The organism is Butyrivibrio sp., assembly GCF_017433805.1.
Lineage (GTDB): Bacteria > Bacillota > Clostridia > Lachnospirales > Lachnospiraceae > Butyrivibrio.
Genome location: NZ_JAFRGN010000008.1, coordinates 1 through 22,519 on the forward strand (window position 1 = coordinate 1; position 22,519 = coordinate 22,519).

Here is a 22,519-nt window from a genome sequence, read left to right on the forward strand (position 1 = left end):
CCACATACCTCCTTGACAGGATTGCTGAAAAGACAGGCATCGCTGCTGATCTCGGAAAGTGCTATGACTCATTGGCACCACAGATACTCTCCATAGCTTACTACCTCGTTATTGAGGAAGGGTTGCCATTATACCGTTTCACTAAATGGGGCAGCACCCACAGGCATCCTTATGGCAAGGATATTCCTTCTCAAAGGAGTAGCGAACTTTTCGGACTGATCACTGAAGAATCCAAGATGGATTACTTCAAGTACCAGGCAAAACGCCATTCCTGCGATGAATACCTCGCTTTTGATACAACATCTATCTCTTCATACTCGACATTGATAAAGCAAGCCAAGTATGGAAAGAACAAAGAAGGTGATTCCCTTCCGCAGATAAATCTTGCTCTGCTGTATGGAGAGGAATCAATGCTCCCTGTTTACTACAGGAAACTGGCAGGTAACATCACTGATGTTAAGACTATTGAGAACCTCGTTAAGGATGTGGATTTCCTTAAACTTGAAAAGCTCAAGCTTGTCATGGACAGAGGCTTTTACAGCGAGAAGAACATAAATGACCTGATGAAGCATCATCATAAGTTTCTCATCGGGGCCAGACTATCACTTAACCTTGTAAGCAACCGCCTTAACAAGATCCGTGATGATTTTGTTACCCGCTTTAACTATAATTCTGAGCTAAAGCTCTATGTTATGTCATTCACAGAAGAATGGGAGTACACTGAGGAAAAGCCTCGTTCAGGTGAAGTCATTACTGACAAACGCCGTATATATCTCCATTTCTACTACAATGACCAGAAAGCTACTGATGACAAGGTACGGTTCAATGCGATGCTTGACCGCCTTGAAAACAACCTGGTAAATGGCACTCCTGATCCGGAAGATACAAAGCTGTATCAGAAGTACTTTACAATACATGAGACACCAGTAAGAGGAAAAGTTTACTCATTCAACGAGGATGCTATACGTAAGGCTGAGCGCAACTATGGTTACTTTGCGCTTATGACCAATGGCATCAAAGACCCTGTCGAAGCGCTGCGTATATACAGGCTGAAGGATCTTATTGAGAAGTCCTTTGGCAACCTCAAAGAGCGCCTTTCCATGCGAAGGATGTCTGTCGCATCCGAGGAAAACTTTGAAGGCAAACTCTTTGTACAGTTCATTGCACTGCAACTGATGTCTTATATCAAAAAACAGATGGATGAAAATGGTCTGTTCAGCGATTACACCATGCAATCACTGCTTGACGAACTGGATGTTATTGAATACTATCAGCAGCCCGGCAAGGCCCATCACCTGTCTGAGATAACAAATAAACAACGTAAGCTCTATGAGCTTATGGAAGTACCTGTCCCGACATGATCCTTGGTATAAAAAGACGGGACTTTAGGATTAACACAGAACTTTAGCTTTGTTTGGAAACTTTCTATAAACAAATAAACGCCGTAACCATCGACATTTGCGTCTGGTTACAGCGTCATTTTTTGTGATTATTAACAAAATATAAAACGATTATAAACTCATTTCGGTATCAGATTATAAACGTGAAATTATGTATCTGAATGGTGGGGAAAAGTGAAATTTTGTCACTTAGCTTCCGCTTTAAGATACTTCTTGCCCTGTGCCTTTGTCAGGTTGTACTGGGCACAGATTTGCTCAAGGATGGTTTTATCATCATGATTAAGCTTTCTAAGGATAGTGACCGTTCCAGCAACACCTTTATCAATGCCCCTTTGTTCTGCCTTCTCAAAATCTTTTGCAAAAATTTCTCTAAAAACGTCACCCATATCTTTATCTCCCTCTAGCTTTTCAAATAGCTCTTTATTGGCTTTGGCACTTACTTTCAAGACAGCACTGGCATTTTTTCTATCGCCCTGATTTTCATACTGCCTTACCTCTTCAATAAAAGATCTGACATCCTCTTCTGCTGGGCTTATAGTTAAAATCTTCATCGCTCCCAGTTCTTTATCATCCAATTCTCTGGTAATAACAATACTTATTGGAATATCTATTATTCCACTTACCTGATATACACCTGGATAAAGTCTGCTAACAACATATCCTTCATTATTTAGCTGCTCAAACAATTTTACTGGCTTTCTGGCGCGATATATTGAAACAGTAATATCCTGTGCCTTTATTTCATCGACTTTTGAACCGAGACTCTTGTAGATTCCAGCATATCCAATCACCTTCCACAGGGTATCAATGTTCAATTCGTCTCGTGGATTCTTGTACTCGATTATATTATGCTTGCGAAAATCTCTACCTATGGCGTTATCGATGACTACGCCATCAGTCTTTTTCACGACAAGAAAATCGATTCTCAACGGTTCCTTGGAAAGAGAATGCTCTCTTTCAATTTCAATATCCGCAGAATAATTACGAAGGCTTAATTGTAAGCTCCCCTCAAAAGCAGAATGCCAATCCAGCCTCTGTTCATCAGCTGTTTCATTGTATTCTCTTTTCATTTTCAGTATAACACCTCCCTATTTTATCAACAATGATTTACTGTTAATCGCCTGCTCAAGAATTTGTTGCATTATCCCTAACGTTCTAGCGGGCTATTATTTGGAAATCCCCACTCATGCCTAGATTCATTCCGATATCGCAGCGCATTAGACGCGCTGCCTGCATGACTGGTTGCTCTGAATGAGCAAGTAAAGAGAGATTATCACTACTGATGAGTGATGTAAATAGGTTGGATGTAATCTTAAAGGAATCTTAAGAACTTAACGATTTTTGAGACACTTTTTCTTTATTACTCTGCACAGAGTTACAATGCCAATCCCCAGCAAAAAACCAATCGCATCAAAAGCCAGGTCTGTGGCACCAAACTCTCTTGTAGGAAGAAAAATCTTAAGTGTTTCATCTGCTAAAGCAACTGCAAAACATATTCCGGCTGCTTTCCAAAACTTAGGAACAGCGAAGCTCACAATACCTCCTAGCAAAAAATAAAGTGGCAAATGAAGTAGTGTCCTAAACCAATGCATATCAATCGTCCATCGTCCAGAAGCATTCGGAAATAATGCCAGGAAGATATTCTGCATTCCATACGATAGCCTGATCGTATCTTCTGGTGACTGCAATGTCAGAAAAACTATTAAAGCAAGAACTATTATTATAGGAAATAAGCGTTTGATAATAAACACCCTCTTTCAATCAGCATTGTCACACCCATACTCGTGTGAAACATAACAATACTATCATAATTATATATTCTGCACAAAACTTCATCCAAACTCCCCCTCATTTTCGCTAGTGCTTAAGAAAACATTAAGAAATTTCGACGGTAAATCTTAAGAATTTGGTTGTAAGATAAATCTTGGCTCAGGTTTCCAGAAGTCGATTCTAAGACTTCTGACATGAAGTCATGATTCTCGGTGCTTCGCCAGAGATTCCACTTTGCTACATGCAAAACTATAAAACACAGAAAGGTATATTTATGTCTATTCAAAACACAAATCTTAAAGATTACTTCCCTATGATTAGGGAAAGATCTGTAATCCAAAATGAAATCACCCAGTCGCCAATCATGGCTTCTATATTTAGCAATTGGGAAAAAGAAAAGCAAGATCTCTTTTTGGATATTTGCAGCGGTGCACGAGGCGCCAAAATGCTCTACGACTGCTTCTTTAAAGAAATCCTAAGTCCAGAGCATGTTCCGGAAAGATTATCTTCACTACTAAGTGAGCTACTTGGTAAAAAAGTCACCGTCAAACAAGTGCTCCCCAACGACAGCGAGCGCATCGCTGATGAGCTGTCACTTGTCATTACAGACATCGTAGTCGAACTGGAAGATGGAACTATTGCCAATGTCGAAGTGCAAAAAATCGGTTATGCTTTCCCCGGTGAAAGAGCCTCCTGCTACACAGCAGATCTTCTCCTTCGCCAGTACAAAAGAGTTCGCGATGAGCGCAGGGATAAGTTTTCCTACAAAGATTTTGCTCCCGTGTACACAATCATTATCATGGAAAAGAGCCCGCATATTTTTAGTGAATTCCCAGATGAATATAAACATTATATTTACGGAACTTCCGATACCGGCATCAAGCTCAATCTCCTTGAAAATATTATCTTCGTAAATGTTGATATTTTCCTCAACAAACTTCATAATGATGGTATAAATACTAAGCTTGAAGCATGGCTTACATTCCTGGGATGCGATGAACCAGCGTACATAGTCGAACTCATCAAGAAATACCCTGAATTCAAGCCATTGTATTCTCATCTGTACGACATGTGCAGAAACATTGAAGGGGTGATGAATATGTTCTCTAAAGAGCTGCAACTCATGGATCGTAATACAGTTAAATACATGATTGATGAATACCAGGAAAAGCTTGATACGGTAAAAGAGGAGCTTAATTCCACTACTGAACAGCTAAATTCCACTACCGAACAGCTAAATTCCACTACTGAACAGCTTAATTCCACCAAGGAACAACTAGATACCGCCCAAACTACCATCACCGAAAAAGATGATCAAATTGCTGATCTCAACAGTGTCATTGCCAAGCTCCAGAAAGAACTTGATGATTTGAAAAATACGAAATAAAACAAAAGCATCCCTCAGAACGGTCTACCGGCCGAACTGAGCGGATGCTCTTTTATTTTTATTCTACTGTTACGCTCTTTGCAAGGTTCCTTGGCTTATCTACATCAAGGCCTCTTGCTACAGATACGTAATATCCTAGAAGCTGAAGTGGAACTACAGCAAGGGAGCCAATGAAATGCTCATCCATCTTTGGTACGTATGTAACAAAATCAGCGATGTCTTCTATGTCATATCTTCCATAAGGTGCCAAAGCCATAAGGTATGCTCCTCGAGACTTACACTCTACCATGTTGGAAACAGTCTTCTCATAAAGCTTGTCCTGGCATAACAATCCAATAACCAATGTTCAAGGCTCGATAAGACTGATAGTTCCGTGCTTAAGCTCGCCTGCAGCATAAGCTTCAGAATGTATGTAAGAGATTTCTTTAAGCTTAAGGCTTCCCTCAAGACCAATCGCATAATCTATTCCACGTCCAATGAAAAAGACATCCTTTGAGTTGGCAATCTTAGCAGCGAACCACTGAAGTCTTTCCTTGTCATCAAGGACCTTCTGGATGCAATCAGGAATTCTCGAAACTTCTGAAAGATAATTATCATAAGTAGCTTTATCAATCTCTTCTCGAACCAAAGCAAACTCAAGCGCCAGGAGATATGCAACTACAAGCTGACAGCTATAAGCCTTAGTTGTAGCAACAGAAATCTCAGGGCCAGCAACAGTGTAAATTACATAGTCTGCCTCTCTGGCAATTGATGATCCAACTACATTTACGATTGCAAGCGTCTTGTTGCCTCTGCTCTTTGCTTCACGCAGAGCTGCAAGTGTATCTGCAGTTTCTCCGGACTGAGAAATCACAATAACAAGATTATTAGGATCAAGAAGTGGCTTTCTATATCTGAATTCAGAAGCGAGCTCTACTCTTACAGGAACCTTGGCAAGATCCTCAATAACATACTGCGCCGCCATTCCTACATGCCATGCACTTCCACATGCAACGATTGTCATTCCGGTAAAAGACCTGATTACATCTTCTTCGATACCTACCTTAACAAGGTCAAGTCTTCCATTAGTCACAAGAGATCCAATAGTATTGCGGATTGCAACTGGCTGCTCATGAATCTCTTTCATCATGAAGTGCTCAAAGCCGCCTCTTTCAGCTGATTCAGCAGAGAACTTAATCTCCACAAGCTCTTTTTCTATAAGATCACCGTTAAGATCATAGAATTCAGCCTTGCCTGGAAGAAGTCTACCCATCTCATTGTTGCCGATGTAGTATACATTCTTGGTATGATTGAGGATTGCAGGAACATCAGATGCTACATAGGTCTCGCCTTCGTTAACTCCAATGATCATAGGACTGTCTTTTCTTGCCACATAAATCTCATCAGGATAATCAGCGAACATTACCTCTAAAGCATATGAGCCACGAACTCTCACCATAGTCTTAGCAAGAGCATCAATAGGGCCAACCTTATATTTCTTGTAATAATAGTCGATCAGCTTAATAGCAACCTCTGTATCTGTGTCGCTATAGAACTCATAACCATTCTTAATGAGCTTTTCTTTTAACTCCTGATAATTTTCGATGATTCCGTTATGTACACCTACAACCTCTGATAAAACTGTTCCGGATGCAGAGCCTGTACAGTTACCGGACACATGCGGATGTGCGTTAATCTGTGAAGGACCACCGTGTGTTGCCCATCTGGTATGCCCTATACCGCAGCATCCATGAACACTCTTGCCGTTGTCTGTCTTCTCCTCAAGATTCTTGAGTCTTCCTACAGCCTTAACAACCTCAGCCTTATCCTCTCCATCTCTTACAGCAATACCTGCTGAGTCATATCCTCTATATTCAAGTTTCTTTAATCCATCAAGTAGTATTGGTGCAGCTTGGCGTTTGCCAATATATCCAACTATTCCACACATAGTATGATTTCCTCTCTATATAAATCCATATTGTACTGACTTTAAATAATAAATCTTTCGCGGAATATTATCAATAATTCTTTTTTGTTCGCACCGCACAATTTGTGGTAATTCAATTGATTTTTACCGCAAATTATGTGGCTGCTTATTATCTACCCCTTCGATCAGTTTTTATAACAAAAACTCCTAATACAAAAGCTTTCATCCTCTGTATTAGGAGTTAATTCTTAAATCAAATATAGTATTTATCCAGTTATTACTTCATCTGTTTCTTAAGCTTTTCCAGCTCAGCCTTTAGAGATGCATTCTCATCTTCTAATTCCATATTCTTATCAGCTAATTCCGTATTCTTATCAGTTAATTTCTTACGTTCAGCTTCGCCTTCCTTAAGTCCCTCGGCTCTGCCCTCAGCCTTACCCTCATGAAAAACTTTTATGTCAGGTAAATCCAGTACCTTACCACCCATAATACCACCTACCTTATCCTGCACTTTGTCATGCTTCATCGTAAGCTTATAAACAACTTTATGCGTTAACCTAATGATAACATTGTGGGATAACGCTGACAAGTTGCCTTTCTCAAGCTCCTCATCAAGTCTATCCATTATGTTTCTGAATACATCAGCAAGGTCTTCTGTTCTCTCTGCATCTTCATTAATTGACTTAAATTCACTTTCATAATTGAAAATATAAAATGGAATCATAAGATACAAATGGTTCTCAAAGATACTGTCAATCGAAAAGTCAGAAATCTTAATAATTTTAATGTCATAGCTTACTTCACCCTTAGGAGTCTCGATTATGACTTCTGCTCTATCAGGTGATGACAGTGACTTTCTCAGTAAAAGCAACCCTGCATAAGGAAATCTCACTCTCAGAATATTCCCTTCACTCTTACTCTCATCCAGAGCAGTCTGAGAATCATATTCAAACATCCTTACAAGGATCGAATTATCATAAGGCTTGCTCTCACACTCAAAATGATAAGTCTTGCTGACATCGTTCTGCGTGATCTTGAAATGCGAATCAGTGATTCTCTTCTCATCTGACTGATCAGCATGTTCGATATAATGCTCATTTCTCAGCCTGGTGATCTTGGCATTTTTATCATAATTCTCATTATAAAAATAGTTCACAAATGGAATTACAATATCATCACATTCCGTCTCCATAGTTCTGTAAGCATCATCATAAGCGAACTCAGAATAAAGCGGTGATGCCTTTTTGTCTTTGTTTTCTTCTTGCATATACATATGCCTCCTTCAAAAAATCCTAATTCTCCATCATTGAAATTGGCATCAGCAAGAACTGCTCAGCCTCTCCAGATTGGAAAAAGAACTGTGAAAGATTTTCACAGCCTGGTTATAATAGCATATGTAAATTTTAAATGCAAGAACTAATCCCTGCTCATTTGAGCAGGGTTTTTCTATCTACATAAAATCATAAGAAATTTCGACGGTAAATCTTAATAATTTCCGGTTAACATAGTCTATAGCTCATTTCTGAGCATCATAAAATTTCAGTTACATTCTTTTCTTCCGGCCTCTGAGCCATTTCCCAAAGATAGTAACAAACAGAAAGGATTTACTAATGTGCCAAGAATCAAAAATCATTAACGAATTTACCGGCAAGGACTATCTGAATGCCACCGGCCAAGTCGAGGTCGGAATGACCAACGACTACATGTTCAGGATCGTCTTTCAGCAAAACAAATTCGCGCTAAAAGGCCTTCTCTCATCTGTACTCCACTTAAAACCGAATTCGATCACAGATATAGAGATAAAAAATGTTGTTCAGCCCGGCGTAAGTATCGCTGACAAGGAATACAGAATGGACATCCTCCTAACTCTGAATAATGGCATTGTCATAAACATCGAAATGCAACTGAACAACTATGGTAACTGGCAGTTCAGGTCTGTAGCTTACATCTGCCGTGAATACGATAACATCAACCGCGGAGAAGATTACAAAAACGTTCTTCCAGTGTATCACATAGGTTTCCTTAACTTTACACTTTTCGAAGATCATCCGGAATTCTGTGCGGCTTATCAGCTGCGAAATGCCAAGGACAATTACCTTTATACTGACAGGCTCAATCTGATTGTGATAGAATTAAGCCATGAAGAGTTAGCTACACAAGATGATATCGACTATGGCATAACTGAATGGGTTCGCCTCTTCAAACCCAAAACCTGGGAGGAACTAAAAATGGTTGCACAGAATAATGAATGCATGTCTTCTGCTATTGAATCTCTCTACCTCTCAAACACAGATGAGAACATCCGCAAAGTTGCCAGAGATCGTGAAGATTTTCTCCGTTATCAGGCCAAAAGAGAAGAAACAATAAAAGAGCTTACAGATGAAAATGCTCGTCTCCGTAAGCTTTTAGAGGACAATGGCATTAAGCCATAACTTGCTATATAACTAATCCCTGCTCTTTTGAGCAGGGATATCTTTTTATAATAAATCAACCGCTTATAGCAAGACCTCTGAAACCATCAGCTTGCTTCTGACCATTCTCATCATCTGCAAATACTACTTTTATTTCATTCTTAACATCAACAACATCACCATCTAGCCAATTATTTACAACCATAATATGTCGCTGACTAAAATCATAATCGAAACTAACTTCTGGAGCAGCATATTCTTCTCCATCGATAATAATCTTGCAACTATTTGCCCCGGATATAAAATCATAATCTATACCAAGAATATCTCCTTGAAGAGATGTATTAAACGTAAAAGTATTATTATCACGAGTAAATTGCTCAGAACCTATCCACTGGAATTCATCAAACTCTGCAACTCTATCATTCACAGGAGAAATATCATTAGGATCAAATCCATATGACTCAGCAACAAGATCATTAATAGTATTCATTGTTGTCTCACAGTATACTTTATATCCATCATCATTAGGATGTACTGCATCTGCTGTAAGCGATTCATAATTCTTTTGAAGCGGTGCAATAGTATCCACCACAGGAATACTATAACGAGAAGCAATATCTTGTATTGTTTGCATCTTCAAAGTATATTCCTTCTGGCTAGATTCGAGTATTGCCAAAAGAGAAGCTTTAGGATAACGGTTTTTATCAGCACGTATCATAGCTTCATAATATAAGCTAATGTTCTCTTCTATATCATTCTGTCCATAACACAAAACAACAAGATCATAATCAACATTATCATCTAATGCCATAGTCCTAACATACCCAGCATATGATGCATTACCCCCATAGAAACATTTGTAAGATTTACCAAGACTCCAAATGATTCATTGATCTCATTTTGTAAAAGAGTACTCCACATATGGTCAGCATCAGATGCACCTGCGCCTTCCCCAATAGAGTCACCAACAACAAGAACATTTACATCAAACCCATCCACTAATTTCTGGTAAAATGAATCCACTTCTTTCTTCTCTTGCAATTCTAATTCTAATCGTTGTTGCTCTTCTTTCTGCGCCAATTGCTTCTCATGCTCTTGTTGTAATAAAACCTTTATGCTGGCTTCACGCTGCAGTTCTTGAATATGGCTATAATATAGAAGAACACCAAGAATTATTGTAAGAATCACAGATAATATAATTAGTATATAGCTAATACCCCCCGATTTTATTACGCTTATACATGCAGATTTTTTCCTTTCTACGTTTACTTTTTTCAACTACACGTTGGTGTCTGTCACCAATGTGCGCTCACACTAATTATCGCGGAGTCTTGCATTTAATAAGCCATAAATGAAACGAAATTCCTCTGTTCTTCCAAATAGCAACACACTTATTAGGAAGAAAACACTTCCCGAAACTAAGCCCCCTAAAATGCATCTATATACTAAGTTATCAGTTGGCAATAACTTAGTAGCCACAAGACTAACAACTATACTAATGATAAGTCCACAAATGTATGCGACCTGTTTCTTTAAATATATGTATCCATATTCATTATTGTAATAACTTCTAAATACAATAATACCGTTTACAATCCACAGAACAGACTGGCTTAGCACTGTTGCCAAAAGAACCCCTTCACATCCAATTGTCAATACTCCCAATAAAGAAAATGCAATGTTTACAAAAGCTCCAATAGACATAGCAATTTTACTAAGTTTAAACTCCCCTAATCCTATAAGATATTCATTTAATGGACCATAAACACAACCTATGTAATAATCTCCAGCTAAGAGCAATGAAATAGAATACTACATCACAACAGCATCACTTTTTGCCCATATTTGAACAAAAGAATCAGAAATGGTAGTGAAAGCACATGTAGATATTCCAGCAATTAAATATCTTATAAATGTATATCTCAATAACGTTCTAAACGATGAAGATTTTGTTGCGTCAGAATTCAAATAGTTTCCTATTAATGGCTGAATTGTAGACATTGTACTGTTGACAATACCTTTCATAGCACTTGATATGTACTTGTAGTTAGACAAAATGCCTACAATACCTGTTCCAAGTACTATAGAAATGATCATGTTATCAGTACCACTATAGATATATCCCGCAATTTTCCCCCCTAATACTTCCTTTGTATCATTTAAAATAACACGTAAATCAGCTTTGTCACATTTTTCTTTAGAATCAATATAGGAATATGTTCTAAATGAATATATTTTCAAGACTATATTGGCTATAATAATTTGAAAAATATTCAAAACTAAATAAAATAAATAACTGTGTAGTAACACTATTACAAATACTTTCAAAGCTGAAAAAATAACTGTAGCTATCATATCAACTAATAAACAAAGATGTTTCTTTTGATCAGCATTTAGCAGTATTCTTTGATAAGCTAATATATACGAACTTATTGAACAAATCAACTGAAGCACATATGCAAAATATATCTGCTCCCATGTAATAGATATATTCTTTACTATATAGGGAAGAAAGAAGAAAATTATAATTCCCAATACTGTAATGACAGCTGCTATAATATGATAAATCATCCTATATGATGCCATAAGCACACTTACGCGCTTTTTATCATCATCTATTATAGGTTTATACAACCTAAAAAGCATAGCAGATGTAAGTCCCATTTCTGCAAGTGATAACATGCTTACAATATCAATTAGCACACTATCTAATCCCAATAGTTCCATTCCCAAATATCTTATAGCAAATGTTCTAACTACAAATTTAGCCACAAGATTTACTAACTGTGAAGCAACCCCTATTCCAGCTCCTTTAACAGCTATTGTTTTTCGATCCATTTAATTTTTTTCCCTTATCTTAATGCATATATTAATCTCTTAGGCAAAACAGCATTAAGCCATTGCCTAAAAGCCACTGTTTTGTTAACTTCTCTTGACCTATGTAATACAATAATAACAGGATACTCGTCTTCTATGTGATTTGGTATTGAAAACATAGCATTTTCTCTCATATATTTTTCAGGTATTCGTCCATATTGAGAAGGATCACGGTGAGCAGTAATACCTTCTAACTTGCATAGCACGCTCAAAATAGACTGATCCTCCCTATGGGCAATACAATCCCCTGTATCAACATATAAACTATCAGGACAAATTAGCTCATAATTGCAGCAATACTCAAGCCATCTCTTTATAAAGCATATAGCCCTGTCTGTTTTTTTTACACATATAAATGTTCCTTGAATCTGATTGCTCTCAATAATATTTTTATTTGCCTGAACCCCCATACCTTCCAACATTGATTTCTTACTCCAATTTTTTTCTATCAGGGGAATATCACTTACCCAAATATCTGAATTTTTCATACTGTCTAATATTTTTTTACATGGTCTAATAAAATATGCGGCTGAATCACAATAAAAAATATAGTCCCCGATATTTACTTGGTCCAATGTTTTAAGAATAAAATAAGGTTTCCATAACCACAATCCAGCACCTCTTGGTTTTTCTAGTATTTCTTTATGCGAATTATAAAAACTAACATCAATATCTTCAGGATGATACTCTATAACTTTATCAAATAACCCTATTTTTTTACCTGTCCATGAATTAAAATGCTGTGCCTTAGCATATGCATCATTAGCATAATTGATTAATATTGTCCTATTATTTTTATACATTACTATTACCTTCCAAAATCAAATAATTGAACTTTTATTGTTATTATCAATTGAGTAGTTCTTTAAAAAAAGAACCATCCCTACTGTAAATGCAGCACTAATAGTATAGATGAATGAAGGATTATAAAACATAAACATTACTATACTTATTGCTGCAGACAAAACGCTATAATCACATGTGACATTTTTATTAACGTGAATCAATTGCAAACAACAAATGATCAGAATAAATAAACCTATAATTCCAAGATCCTTTAAAACCCATAAAGCAGCACTATCAACAATATAAGTATCACCTTGAAGAGCAATATAATGAGCACAAGTTCCTCTGCCAATAATAAAATAAACCGGATTCATACTATCTGAAATAATACTTTCAAACTGGAAAAGCCTTCCTTTAGCACTACCATCATTGTGCAATTCATTTAATTGGACTATATTCCCATCGCGCAACCTATATTCAACATAATAATCAATATATTTTTTGAATATATCAACATTCGTAACTAATTTGTAAACAAGAAGAAGCACGGCGAATCCTGCCACAAACACTATAATCCTGTTTGCTAACCTATTTTTTTTTAAATGAACTCCTCGGTTCTTTATAATCATAATAATGCTAGTTAACATGCAACTTAATGCAATAGTTATTAACTGCGTTCTCTCCTGTGAAAAGAATGATGCAACCAATAAAATAAGGCAACAAAAACCATTTACATATTTATAAACATATTTTTTGTTGCTAAAAATCTCAAAAAACTTAAAACAAAATAGAATTACTGTTAGTATTCCATTTGCCCTATAAAACATAAACCATTTGTATTGCTTATATAAAAAAAGCGCATTAATAATTGTATTAGCCGCAACAATTAACGATATTACTGATAACAACTCGCTCACATATCGCTTTATGTACTTATTGAATAAGAAAAATGTCGTTGGAATATATAATATAACGCGAATCAATCTAATACACTCACTAATTTTTCCTCCATTCAGTACCCCAAATGGAATCATTATTATCCATAATAATAATAATACGATCCACCATTTTAATTCGGTATTAACATTAAATCTATATCCATTGCTAATAACATTTAAGATATAAATAGCTGTCACATAAAAAATGACGAAATCCGAAATGCAAATTTTCATTTCTCCTAAACTTATTCCTATTTCAGAAGAAAAAAATGGCAAAACTACTAAAATACTAAAAAGATAAACAGTTAATGTTTTGTATTCACCTTTAATTCTCATTAATACTCCATATAGCGTCGAAAGCGCGTTATTTTTTTCGCGTAAATAATCTTCGCATTTTTATCATAAAATCTCTTATTGGTATAAATTTTCGGCATTGCCAATAAAAGGCATTTCCAATAATTTGTTTTCTCTCATATCTTTTTCCCCAATATAGTAAATTTCTTCGATATGATGCCTCTTTGCTTTGAGAAAAAATATTCAAAAGGAACTCCTCAAAAGTTTTCTGAACATTACTTACATAATTCGAATCTGCAAATGCTGGTGTGGCGAGCATTTTTTTATATTCATTTTCATTTTGATCCAATTCGATTATCTTTGAAACAATTTCTTGAATAACATTATCATCACCGTCAGCCTTAAGTCCAAAATCATGGCAATTAATGAAACTTCCTGCATTAAATTCTTTAGTAATATCAGGATTTCCCCAATATATAGGAACTGATCCAGCTGCAAATGCATGAACTATTTTTTCCGTCGTATATCCAGGAGTAGTCGAATTTTCAAAAGCTATTACAAACCTGTGTTTTTTTTGGAATTCTAACTTGCTTACTACGGGTCCCCCTATATTATTTCTATACCTTCCACCTGAATTGACTTTTTTGTAATTAGAAAGAGCATCAAATATTTTCTCCCTACATATAGCGGCATCTCCGTTGGAATATACAAAAGAACAAAAATCAGTTTTTGTATAGTCTTGTGATACTTCTTGCTTATGCTGTGCACGAATAAGATCAGAAGCGTAGTCATCTCCACTATACGCCTTAAAACCATCGACCATGTATAAAGGATATCTACAGTAACGGTCACCAAAATCCATATAATGAAAACCAATTGCATAATCGCAAATATTAAAATCTGGTACTATGTTCTCGGCAGTATAGAATATTCTTACACAGTTATATTTCAAGTAATCACTTGAATTAACAGAATATATCAGATAATCCGGATTATCAGATAATTCAACTGTATAATACTTCTTAAGGATATTACTAATAAAATTGTTCTGCGGATCAAATTTACCACCCATTCCAGAAAACTTTATCTTAATAGTTTTTTTTTGTTTCATTAAAGATGCCTCACCTATAATTAAATTATTACATCTCGTATACTTTGATATGCAATCCGAGAGTATAGAAATGTATCCTTTTTGCTACCTAGAGCAGCTTCCATCATCATTTTCTTCATATCACTATCGTATATAAATGCCTCTAATTTGTTGTATATCTCATCTACACTATCATAGTATAAGAACTGAACATTCCCACCTATATCAACATGTGAAGTTCCATCCCAATATTTAACAATCATTGGTTTCCCTTGTGCCACTGTCTGCTCCCAAAGCACTGAATGTCTCCCAGGATATACTACCAAATCTGATGCAGCTATATAACTATACAGTTCTTCTGAATTATGCCACCCAATATAAATGATTCTATCTGATAATAACGAATTAAACTTTTCCTTTAATTTATCTTCAACTGACCCAAAAACAAGTAATTTAATATGTTTTTCATCTAATCGGTTAATCGCTTCCATTAACAACAATGTTTGGTATTTAGCTGAATCTATTTTCCCACCTGTCAATATAACAAAGTCATTATCGCTTATTCTTAGCTCATCTTTTACATTCCTTATCTTGTCACATGCAGCATATACAAGATCATCATCTGCTCCCATTACCAATAATTCACATCTGTCACGAGATATACCATACATATCAACCAAAAAATCAACTCTAGCAGGCAATACACCATAAAATCTTATAGCATATTTATCTAATGCATGGGCTGTATAGCGCCAAATAATTTTATGGAGTATATACTTAGAATGCCAATTGGTTGCACTGTTCGAAAAATCTGAATGATTATCAACATACAACTTAACTTGCTTGTGATTCTTACAATATCTTGCAATCTCTAGTGAATCTAAAAAACAAACTCCATGGCAAAAGATTACATCCGGTTTTTCTTGGCATAAAGTCTGATACACACCCTTGAATCTCTTAAATTTTCTAGAAAGCTGATCTTTTCCTTCAATGTCTAAACGAATCATTTTTATGCCATCAGAATTAATATAATCACTATCTGATGTCTTACACAACTTACCATTACTTCCCCAAATCCACTTAGATGCTACAAAAGAAACTTCCATTCCTAGTCTTTTATGGTACTTGGGAAGAAGATTATCTTGATATGAAAGCCCATCCGTTACAGGCCCAGTCAAACATATATGAACAATTTTCATAGAAACTACCTCTTCTGTAGAATAACCTAATTATTTATAATAGCCTTGAACATTTTTTCATATCCACTATTATCAATTCTTGCATTACTTGCACTAATAGCATATGCATGTGCACATCCTACACAATCATTAAATTCTTTTTCATTCATAACAGAGTAATAATGAATTGCTTTTAAAAATGCACTTTCATCCCCAAGTGGTAGTACAAATCCGGCATTATATGCTTCCAAATTTTGCCAAGGCGTTAGGTCACTGATAACACATGGACAGCCGCCTGACAAAGCTTCTTGAATAGCATGTCCAAAATTTTCTCCTTTTGTTTGAAGTAAAAAAATATGATATTGTTTAAAAATATCGACTACCTTTTCTGATTCAGCAACACCTTTATATGTCCATTTAACATTTTCTGGTAGCTTATTTAATTCCTCCAAACATACATTCCATTCGTCTGAATCTTCGTTTGTGCCATATATTGATAATTCAATATCATCGTGACACTTCTGTAACATTTTAATTGACCCAATTAAATTTTTGTGGTGATTTATCCTTGACAGCCATATTACTTTTAACTGATTAACTTCTTTCTTTTTATATATATCAGCTTCATCTACTACTCTAGGCAAATCTTCCGCAATATAAATTCTAGATTTATCTGCCCTAATTTCTCTTTTTAAGTCTGATACTTCCATATCTGAAGTACATGACCAATAGAGGTTATCTACCAGTCCAAATAAATTTATAATAGTAGTAAAAGTCTTTTTTTTCACATATTTCCTATGAAACTCAAGTGGTGAGAACAATCCCATCGGTGCTATAACTACTGGAGCTTTTATAAGGCCTATTTTTTTTAGCAACATTGCTTTTAAGGCATAATCGCTAAAACATCCACATAAATAAACAATATCCACATCCGAGGCCAGTCTTCTTATAATATTAACTTTGAATCCACCTGGCTTTACATAATAAACATGCGCCTTCCCTACATCATTCCAATTAGCCTCTTTAATCCCTTCATATTGACAATCATCACCATGATCACGATCCAATGTCAGAATTTCAAAATCATATTTATCTCCATAATAATCCGATAAATTTTTAATTGACCTTACTGGTCCTCCATCTTTGTATCCAGGGAGATATCGTCCCATAATTATCAAAATTTTTAATTTTGACATTTAATTACCTCTTCTAATTCTTAGTATATGCATTCTACAAAGCATCAATTTACTTGATCATACTCGTAAATCTCTTTGTTCCTTTACCACGAAATTATATTTTTCACATTCAAACAACTTTGCATCAACAAGAAATCTATACCAATATGCTTGCAAAAAATGAAATATCCTTCCCTCAGGGCCATCCAAAAATCCTAACTTAAAATAGTAACGGTATATAAAATAAAGATGTGCTCTAAAGAACTTGGGCAACTTATAATAACCGCCATCCTTTACTATTCGTTTCATTTTTGCTTGCTCACTAGAGCCACCAGCTTCAACATATGATTGTCCAGATAACCTTAACTGATGATCCATCACTTCTTTATTACTATACCAATTATGCTTAGCCGTCCACCATTCCAAGTTTTTTTGATTATTATCTATTAAATCATGCTTAAATGTAGTTATTCTCCCTTCAGAAAGAACTATATGCTCATCCATTATTTTCATTTCGCATGAAGCTTTTCCAGTTCTAAATATTCTGAGCAAATACTCTGGATATCTACCACCATGTTTAATCCAGCGTCCCATAAAAATAGTTCTTCTCCTAATAACTACCCCATTTATAGGTGCCTCTAATTTGCATAGCTTTTCTTGAATTTCTTCTGCAAGATCTTCCATTATTTCTTCGTCGGCATCTATTCGCATGGTCCATTCAGTATCAATAAAAGTATTTGAAAAAGCCCAATTTAGTTGGTCTGCATGTGATGTAAACTCATGCAAATAGAAATCTAAAGAAGATCCAAACGCCTTTAATTCTTCATTCAATGAATCACATACACTTTTGGTCTCATCTGTGGATCCACTGTCCACTACTACAAAACGTTTTGCTATCCCTCTGAACGATTCAACGCATTTTCGTATATTTTTTTCTTCATTTTTTGTAATAATAACTACGGTTAAATCAGTCATTTTAGCCTTACTCCTACACTGTTTAATTCAGTGTTTTTATAACTTTTGCAGGATTTCCAACAATAACACTATTATCTTTAAACTTTCCTGCAACAACAGCTCCAGCACCAACTACACAACCATCACCTAGTACTGTGCCTTTTAGAATGATGGAATTACATCCAATAAAACAGTTCCTACCAATTGAGATTTCTTTAGCAGGAACCATATCTGAATTACCACCATTTTCATCATTGAGAAGCATATTTCTCTCTTCGAATTCTATTGGATGAAAATCATTATCAAGAATCTTAACGTTTCCCCCAATAGCTGTATTATCGCCAATTGCTATTCCTTTGCGAGCGTAAATCGTAGCTCCAGATATTCCTACATTATTACCTATTCTAATATAGGCTCCAGGTCTACGAGTAACGATAATGGTTCGGCTATATAGTCCTACAAGATTAGATAGAAAAGATGATTTAATAGTACATCCATCTCCTATTGAAATCTCTGCACCCTTTTTATTGAATATTACCGGAACGCCTTTAAGCAGTAATTTCTTTCCGTAATTCACTTTCTGCAGGCGCAGTAGAAGTTTGAAGTAATTGCTGTTCATTATTTAACATCGCTTTCTTGTATTTGTTGATTGATAGGTTCTTGGTAAGATTTCCTAAAAGGTATTCATGAGCTTTTCTTCCCATTTCAGCAAGTTCAGAGCTATCTGCATTGTCTATGAACCAGTTGACAATCTCCTCTATTGTATCGTAATCTCCTGGTTCTGCAATCTTGCCACAACCAATTTCATTAATAAGCATTTCTATCTCAGCGCCCTTCTCAAGAACACCGATTACTGGCTTGCCAACACCTGCAATGCCATAAAACTTAGATGGACAAGATACTCCCTTTATACCCTTGGCACTTACACACCAGTGAACATCAGCAGCATTTAATGAATAGATAAGCTTATCTTTGTCCTGATAAGGTATGAACACGATATTATTAAGAGAATGTTCTACCTTGTATTCCTCTAATTTCTTGAGCATAGCACCAGCGCCAACGAAGGCAAAAACAACTTCTCTTCCATCTGGTGTCTTAGCTCCGTTAAACTTAGCCATTACTTCAATAAGTCCATCAAGATCATAGTAAAGTCCAATATTACCTGAATACATGATGACAAATTTATCTTTTAAACCATAAGTCTCGTTAAACTCTTCAACACCCTCACTATCAGCTGCAAGAGGATGTATTTCCTTCTCATCAACCCAGTTGTTGATAATCGTATGGTTAGGAACGGACTTCTTACCAAACCTCTGTACCAAGGTCTGTTCCAGATCTCGACCTACTGTTACTACAAGATCTGATTTAACACAGCTTCTGTTGTCCATCCACTTAGCGATATCCAAGATAAATTTGAACTTAACATATCCGGTAGCTATTACCTGCTCAGGGTTAAAGTCTTGTATGCAATATACGAACAAAGGAGAAGAACCATTGGAAGCTTTTAATTTCTTTTTACCATATACGCCAAGCATTCCACCGAGAATTGGAGGCTGTGAAATAGTAAATATGTAGTCCTGTTCACCAACTAATTTAGTAGCTTTGCGCGCTCCAAAATAATATGCCAGAAGATTCTTGATGCGAGATACCTTAGAAGTCTTGGTAAACTCTGGAACTGCTATTCTGATAACCTTAACGCCATTTATCTCTTCATAGTAAAATTTTTTCTCCTGATATTCGGGGCTTATCTTACCACCATATGATGGTACAGTGCAAATAACTGTTACATCAAAGACATCAAGCATACCCTCTGCCATATCCTGTAACAGCTGCCCTGTAGAAGCAACATCAGGTGCATAATAATGCGCATAGATCAGTAGCTTCTTCTTATTTTCCTTTCCCACAACTTTCTCCTCCCTGAAACACATAGTTTGCATAATATCGACAATATTTTTCTTGAATAGTTTGTAAAACTCCTATTTTTGCGTACAAAAATCACAGCGTACACAAAATGTACGTTAATGCGTTAATTTCTATTTAGGTCTATACATGGATAAATTCTATAGAATAATCACCGATGTCACTGTTCGTTCTGGCCATATCCGTAACCGTAGCCATAGCCATAGCCGTAACCATAGCCACGCTTATAATAGCCATAACCTTTATTAGACTTATCAACTTTATTAAGAACTACACCTAGAATTCTTGCTCCGGATGCAGATAACTTATCTCTAACCTTCTGAATCAGTCTGTAATCTACATTACCAGCCTCAACTACAAGAATCGCACCATCAACAAAAGCACTTATTATTGCTGCATCGCCAACAGATGCAAGCGGCGGTGAATCAATGATCACGATGTCATACTCTTCACGAAGTTCTTTTAGAATGCTCTCGAATTTGCCTGAAGCAATGAGTTCAGTTGGGCTGTTACTTACAGGTCCAGATGGTATTACATCAAACTCAATATCATCTTCTCTGTCGTAATTCCTATAAATAATGTCGTCGAGGTCACACTGGCCCGTAAGGAAATGTGTAAGTCCATACTTGGGCTTACCCTCAACAACTCGGCTGTTAAAGATAGATTTACGAAGGTCACAGTCAATATAAAGTGTCTTCTTGCCAAGCTCAGCAAAAGATCTGACCGTCTCAAGAGCTATTGTGCTCTTACCTTCATTAGGTGTGCAGCTTGTAAAAAGAAGTGTCTTAAGATTCTCACCGCTAAAGCTGATACCTGTTCTAAGATTCTTAATTTCCTCTGCCATGGCAAAAGGAAGATATTTTTTCTCAAGTGTAATTTCTAACATGTAAACTAGCTCCTCACAATTGTTTACTTATTCACCATAGATCAACGAGTTCGCATTATCACGAAGTAGTCTATCTGCGGTAGTTACGCCATATTTCTTTCTTAGAAAGGCATAACATTTTTTTATATTTGGCGGGCGTCTCTTGAGATCATGACAATCAGAAGAAACTACATCTGCCAATTTGTTATCAACAAGAGCCTTGGCAGTATCACCTGCTCTGGTACCTGCTCTTGCAATAAGTGACTCACAATTTACCTGAACTAAAGCTCCCTGGTCTCTCAACTTGTAAACAATCGTAGGTCTATCCTGCACTGCAGGGCACCTCTCGGCATGCGCGATTATAGGTGTAAGTCCTGCCTGCGAAGCTTTCTGGATAAATATTTCAAATTCACTATCCTGCATTCTGTCTGAAGAAAATTCCAGCAAAATGCATTTCTTCTGTCCAAATGGAAGTATCTCTTCCCCTGGGATGTAACTTATATCTTCATAAACTATCTCTTCCTGCCCGCTTACGTATCCATCAAGCAGAATAGATAGTCTCTTGTCGCAGTGATATTCACGGCTAAGGTAAAGCTTTATATCACTCATCTCTGTAGTTTGTAGCCATTCCTGCAACTCATCAAAATGTCTTTTTACTTTAGAAATGGGTGTATCAAACATCCCATTTCTAAAGTGAGCTGTCGTAACAATCGTGCGTACTCCCTGGGAGTACTGCTCTGCTATAAGGCCCCTTGCTTCTTCATAGTCCGAAGTGCCATCGTCTACATAGGGCACAATATGACTATGAAGATCAGCCAGTCCAATTACTGTTTTATGAAAATCAATCATGGAAGAATTTCTTCTGAAGAGCTACTGCAGAGATAGCAATAACACCTGCACCTGCAATAACGATAAGCCAAAAATTATCACCAGTTCTAGGAGATGTCTTACGACCAGCACCGAGTACAGATCCGTTCAAAGTGCTCTTCTTGGCAACAATAGCAACAGGTGAAAGTGCTGAGAATGCACCAACAATCTTGCCCTCAACAACTGTACCAGGAACGATCTTCCAACCATCCTTGCCATAGTGCAGAACATAAACCTGTGACTTAGCTGTAATAGCAGGGAAGCTAAATGAAATGTAAAGAGGATTCTTCTCTGACATCTCAACGCCTTCCTTGGCATTTACATCCATAGAATCAAGAATTGTAAGCTCCTTAGCTGTAACAGTTGTGCCTGTGTACTCGCTTATAAGCTTAGCAAACAGCTCAAGATCAGAAAGAGCTGCAAGTGCATTCTTATCAGTAATATCAGCAATTGTAATACCCTGAGCATTAGCAGTATTTCTTCTTGCACCGAGGACCTGAGCATCAAAATTGATTGCTTCTTCCATAGTTCTGCCTGCCCCGCCAAGCTCTGTTGTTGTTGTCCTACTTACGGCCTGTGCATCAACAGAAAAGAGCACATTTGCCATCATTACTACTGCCATAGCAGCACTTACTAATAACTTCTTTTTCATATCCTTCTCCCTTTTTATATAAGAAATTTATAATTATCACTAATAT

At 36.4% G+C, this 22,519-nt stretch carries 20 protein-coding genes and 1 pseudogene; 3 read left to right on the plus strand and 18 right to left on the minus strand.

All coding sequences use genetic code 11. The annotated features are described in order from the left end of the window. Positions 1 to 1,361: IS1634 family transposase (locus tag IJI01_RS01645; protein ID WP_292184892.1), on the plus strand; the 1,361-nt coding region annotated here is incomplete at its 5' end. Positions 1,362 to 1,585: 224 nt separating this feature from the next. Here the strand turns inward: IJI01_RS01645 and IJI01_RS01650 are convergent. Together IJI01_RS01650 and IJI01_RS01655 are read right to left on the minus strand one after the other, a co-directional pair. Then, the gene (locus IJI01_RS01650; RefSeq protein ID WP_292184895.1) at positions 1,586 to 2,470 is read right to left on the minus strand and encodes a hypothetical protein; all 885 of its coding nucleotides are present in this window, start codon (positions 2,468 to 2,470) and stop codon (positions 1,586 to 1,588) included. 261 nt (positions 2,471 to 2,731) lie between these two features. Continuing rightward, positions 2,732 to 3,151, minus strand: a complete 420-nt coding sequence (locus tag IJI01_RS01655; protein ID WP_292184898.1) for a VanZ family protein — start codon at positions 3,149 to 3,151, stop codon at positions 2,732 to 2,734. A gap of 293 nt (positions 3,152 to 3,444) precedes the next feature. On the opposite strand from IJI01_RS01655, the gene IJI01_RS01660 reads away from it, so the two are divergent. Next, positions 3,445 to 4,557 (plus strand): PD-(D/E)XK nuclease family transposase, encoded by a 1,113-nt coding sequence (locus IJI01_RS01660; protein WP_292184901.1) that lies wholly within the window; start codon positions 3,445 to 3,447, stop codon positions 4,555 to 4,557. Positions 4,558 to 4,615: 58 nt separating this feature from the next. Here the strand turns inward: IJI01_RS01660 and glmS are convergent. Together glmS and IJI01_RS01670 are read right to left on the minus strand one after the other, a co-directional pair. Beyond that, a pseudogene (gene glmS, locus IJI01_RS01665) lies at positions 4,616 to 6,484 on the minus strand (glutamine--fructose-6-phosphate transaminase (isomerizing)). Positions 6,485 to 6,740: 256 nt separating this feature from the next. Then, complete coding sequence (locus IJI01_RS01670) at positions 6,741 to 7,730, minus strand: bZIP transcription factor (RefSeq protein ID WP_292184904.1); 990 nt, start codon at positions 7,728 to 7,730, stop codon at positions 6,741 to 6,743. 343 nt (positions 7,731 to 8,073) lie between these two features. Between IJI01_RS01670 and IJI01_RS01675 the strand changes: the two genes are divergently transcribed. Further along, positions 8,074 to 8,895 carry an Rpn family recombination-promoting nuclease/putative transposase gene (locus IJI01_RS01675; protein ID WP_292184907.1) on the plus strand — a complete coding sequence of 274 codons (822 nt, stop codon included), beginning with the start codon at positions 8,074 to 8,076 and terminating at the stop codon, positions 8,893 to 8,895. A 55-nt stretch (positions 8,896 to 8,950) separates the two neighbouring features. Here IJI01_RS01675 and IJI01_RS01680 read toward each other — a convergent pair whose 3' ends face one another. The 14 genes from IJI01_RS01680 to IJI01_RS01745 all read right to left on the minus strand — a co-directional run bounded on the left by IJI01_RS01680 (position 8,951) and on the right by IJI01_RS01745 (position 22,473). After that, positions 8,951 to 9,688, minus strand: a complete 738-nt coding sequence (locus IJI01_RS01680; protein WP_292184909.1) for an SGNH/GDSL hydrolase family protein — start codon at positions 9,686 to 9,688, stop codon at positions 8,951 to 8,953. Next, complete coding sequence (locus IJI01_RS01685) at positions 9,679 to 10,155, minus strand: hypothetical protein (protein ID WP_292184912.1); 477 nt, start codon at positions 10,153 to 10,155, stop codon at positions 9,679 to 9,681. Before IJI01_RS01685 ends, IJI01_RS01680 begins: the two co-directional genes overlap by 10 nt. A gap of 534 nt (positions 10,156 to 10,689) precedes the next feature. Then, positions 10,690 to 11,715 carry an oligosaccharide flippase family protein gene (locus tag IJI01_RS01690; protein ID WP_292184915.1) on the minus strand — a complete coding sequence of 342 codons (1,026 nt, stop codon included), beginning with the start codon at positions 11,713 to 11,715 and terminating at the stop codon, positions 10,690 to 10,692. A gap of 14 nt (positions 11,716 to 11,729) precedes the next feature. After that, the gene (locus IJI01_RS01695) at positions 11,730 to 12,557 is read right to left on the minus strand and encodes a hypothetical protein (protein ID WP_292184918.1); all 828 of its coding nucleotides are present in this window, start codon (positions 12,555 to 12,557) and stop codon (positions 11,730 to 11,732) included. A gap of 18 nt (positions 12,558 to 12,575) precedes the next feature. Further along, complete coding sequence (locus IJI01_RS01700; protein ID WP_292184921.1) at positions 12,576 to 13,814, minus strand: hypothetical protein; 1,239 nt, start codon at positions 13,812 to 13,814, stop codon at positions 12,576 to 12,578. Positions 13,815 to 13,842: 28 nt separating this feature from the next. Then, complete coding sequence (locus IJI01_RS01705) at positions 13,843 to 14,883, minus strand: glycosyltransferase family 10 domain-containing protein (RefSeq protein WP_292184924.1); 1,041 nt, start codon at positions 14,881 to 14,883, stop codon at positions 13,843 to 13,845. 20 nt (positions 14,884 to 14,903) lie between these two features. Then, complete coding sequence (locus tag IJI01_RS01710) at positions 14,904 to 16,061, minus strand: glycosyltransferase family 4 protein (RefSeq protein ID WP_292184927.1); 1,158 nt, start codon at positions 16,059 to 16,061, stop codon at positions 14,904 to 14,906. 26 nt (positions 16,062 to 16,087) lie between these two features. After that, the gene (locus IJI01_RS01715) at positions 16,088 to 17,236 is read right to left on the minus strand and encodes a glycosyltransferase family 4 protein (protein WP_292184930.1); all 1,149 of its coding nucleotides are present in this window, start codon (positions 17,234 to 17,236) and stop codon (positions 16,088 to 16,090) included. A 57-nt stretch (positions 17,237 to 17,293) separates the two neighbouring features. Next, positions 17,294 to 18,190, minus strand: a complete 897-nt coding sequence (locus IJI01_RS01720) for a glycosyltransferase family 2 protein (protein WP_292184935.1) — start codon at positions 18,188 to 18,190, stop codon at positions 17,294 to 17,296. Positions 18,191 to 18,212: 22 nt separating this feature from the next. After that, positions 18,213 to 18,746, minus strand: a complete 534-nt coding sequence (locus IJI01_RS01725; RefSeq protein WP_292184938.1) for an acyltransferase — start codon at positions 18,744 to 18,746, stop codon at positions 18,213 to 18,215. Beyond that, on the minus strand, positions 18,718 to 20,073 hold the full coding sequence (locus IJI01_RS01730) for a glycosyltransferase family 4 protein (RefSeq protein WP_292184941.1): 1,356 nt from the start codon (positions 20,071 to 20,073) through the stop codon (positions 18,718 to 18,720). Before IJI01_RS01730 ends, IJI01_RS01725 begins: the two co-directional genes overlap by 29 nt. A gap of 176 nt (positions 20,074 to 20,249) precedes the next feature. After that, complete coding sequence (locus IJI01_RS01735) at positions 20,250 to 20,975, minus strand: CpsD/CapB family tyrosine-protein kinase (RefSeq protein WP_292184943.1); 726 nt, start codon at positions 20,973 to 20,975, stop codon at positions 20,250 to 20,252. Between the two features lie 27 nt (positions 20,976 to 21,002). After that, positions 21,003 to 21,803 (minus strand): tyrosine-protein phosphatase, encoded by an 801-nt coding sequence (locus tag IJI01_RS01740; RefSeq protein WP_292184945.1) that lies wholly within the window; start codon positions 21,801 to 21,803, stop codon positions 21,003 to 21,005. Then, a complete protein-coding gene (locus IJI01_RS01745) occupies positions 21,796 to 22,473 on the minus strand; it encodes a hypothetical protein (RefSeq protein ID WP_292184948.1) in 678 nt (225 codons plus the stop codon). The genes IJI01_RS01740 and IJI01_RS01745 overlap by 8 nt, the downstream gene beginning before the upstream one ends. Positions 22,474 to 22,519: the final 46 nt, after the last annotated feature.

What these genes read in the sequence shown, in the direction of transcription:
- IJI01_RS01650 (WP_292184895.1), bottom strand. Translation starts at nt 2,470, where the DNA reads ATGAAAAGAGAATACAATGAAACAGCTGATGAACAGAGGCTGGATTGG.
- IJI01_RS01660 (WP_292184901.1), top strand. Translation starts at nt 3,445, where the DNA reads ATGTCTATTCAAAACACAAATCTTAAAGATTACTTCCCTATGATTAGG.
- IJI01_RS01670 (WP_292184904.1), bottom strand. Translation starts at nt 7,730, where the DNA reads ATGCAAGAAGAAAACAAAGACAAAAAGGCATCACCGCTTTATTCTGAG.
- IJI01_RS01675 (WP_292184907.1), top strand. Translation starts at nt 8,074, where the DNA reads ATGTGCCAAGAATCAAAAATCATTAACGAATTTACCGGCAAGGACTAT.
- IJI01_RS01680 (WP_292184909.1), bottom strand. Translation starts at nt 9,688, where the DNA reads ATGGCATTAGATGATAATGTTGATTATGATCTTGTTGTTTTGTGTTAT.
- IJI01_RS01690 (WP_292184915.1), bottom strand. Translation starts at nt 11,715, where the DNA reads ATGGATCGAAAAACAATAGCTGTTAAAGGAGCTGGAATAGGGGTTGCT.
- IJI01_RS01695 (WP_292184918.1), bottom strand. Translation starts at nt 12,557, where the DNA reads ATGTATAAAAATAATAGGACAATATTAATCAATTATGCTAATGATGCA.
- IJI01_RS01700 (WP_292184921.1), bottom strand. Translation starts at nt 13,814, where the DNA reads ATGAGAATTAAAGGTGAATACAAAACATTAACTGTTTATCTTTTTAGT.
- IJI01_RS01705 (WP_292184924.1), bottom strand. Translation starts at nt 14,883, where the DNA reads ATGAAACAAAAAAAAACTATTAAGATAAAGTTTTCTGGAATGGGTGGT.
- IJI01_RS01710 (WP_292184927.1), bottom strand. Translation starts at nt 16,061, where the DNA reads ATGAAAATTGTTCATATATGTTTGACTGGGCCTGTAACGGATGGGCTT.
- IJI01_RS01715 (WP_292184930.1), bottom strand. Translation starts at nt 17,236, where the DNA reads ATGTCAAAATTAAAAATTTTGATAATTATGGGACGATATCTCCCTGGA.
- IJI01_RS01720 (WP_292184935.1), bottom strand. Translation starts at nt 18,190, where the DNA reads ATGACTGATTTAACCGTAGTTATTATTACAAAAAATGAAGAAAAAAAT.
- IJI01_RS01735 (WP_292184943.1), bottom strand. Translation starts at nt 20,975, where the DNA reads ATGTTAGAAATTACACTTGAGAAAAAATATCTTCCTTTTGCCATGGCA.
- IJI01_RS01740 (WP_292184945.1), bottom strand. Translation starts at nt 21,803, where the DNA reads ATGATTGATTTTCATAAAACAGTAATTGGACTGGCTGATCTTCATAGT.
- IJI01_RS01745 (WP_292184948.1), bottom strand. Translation starts at nt 22,473, where the DNA reads ATGAAAAAGAAGTTATTAGTAAGTGCTGCTATGGCAGTAGTAATGATG.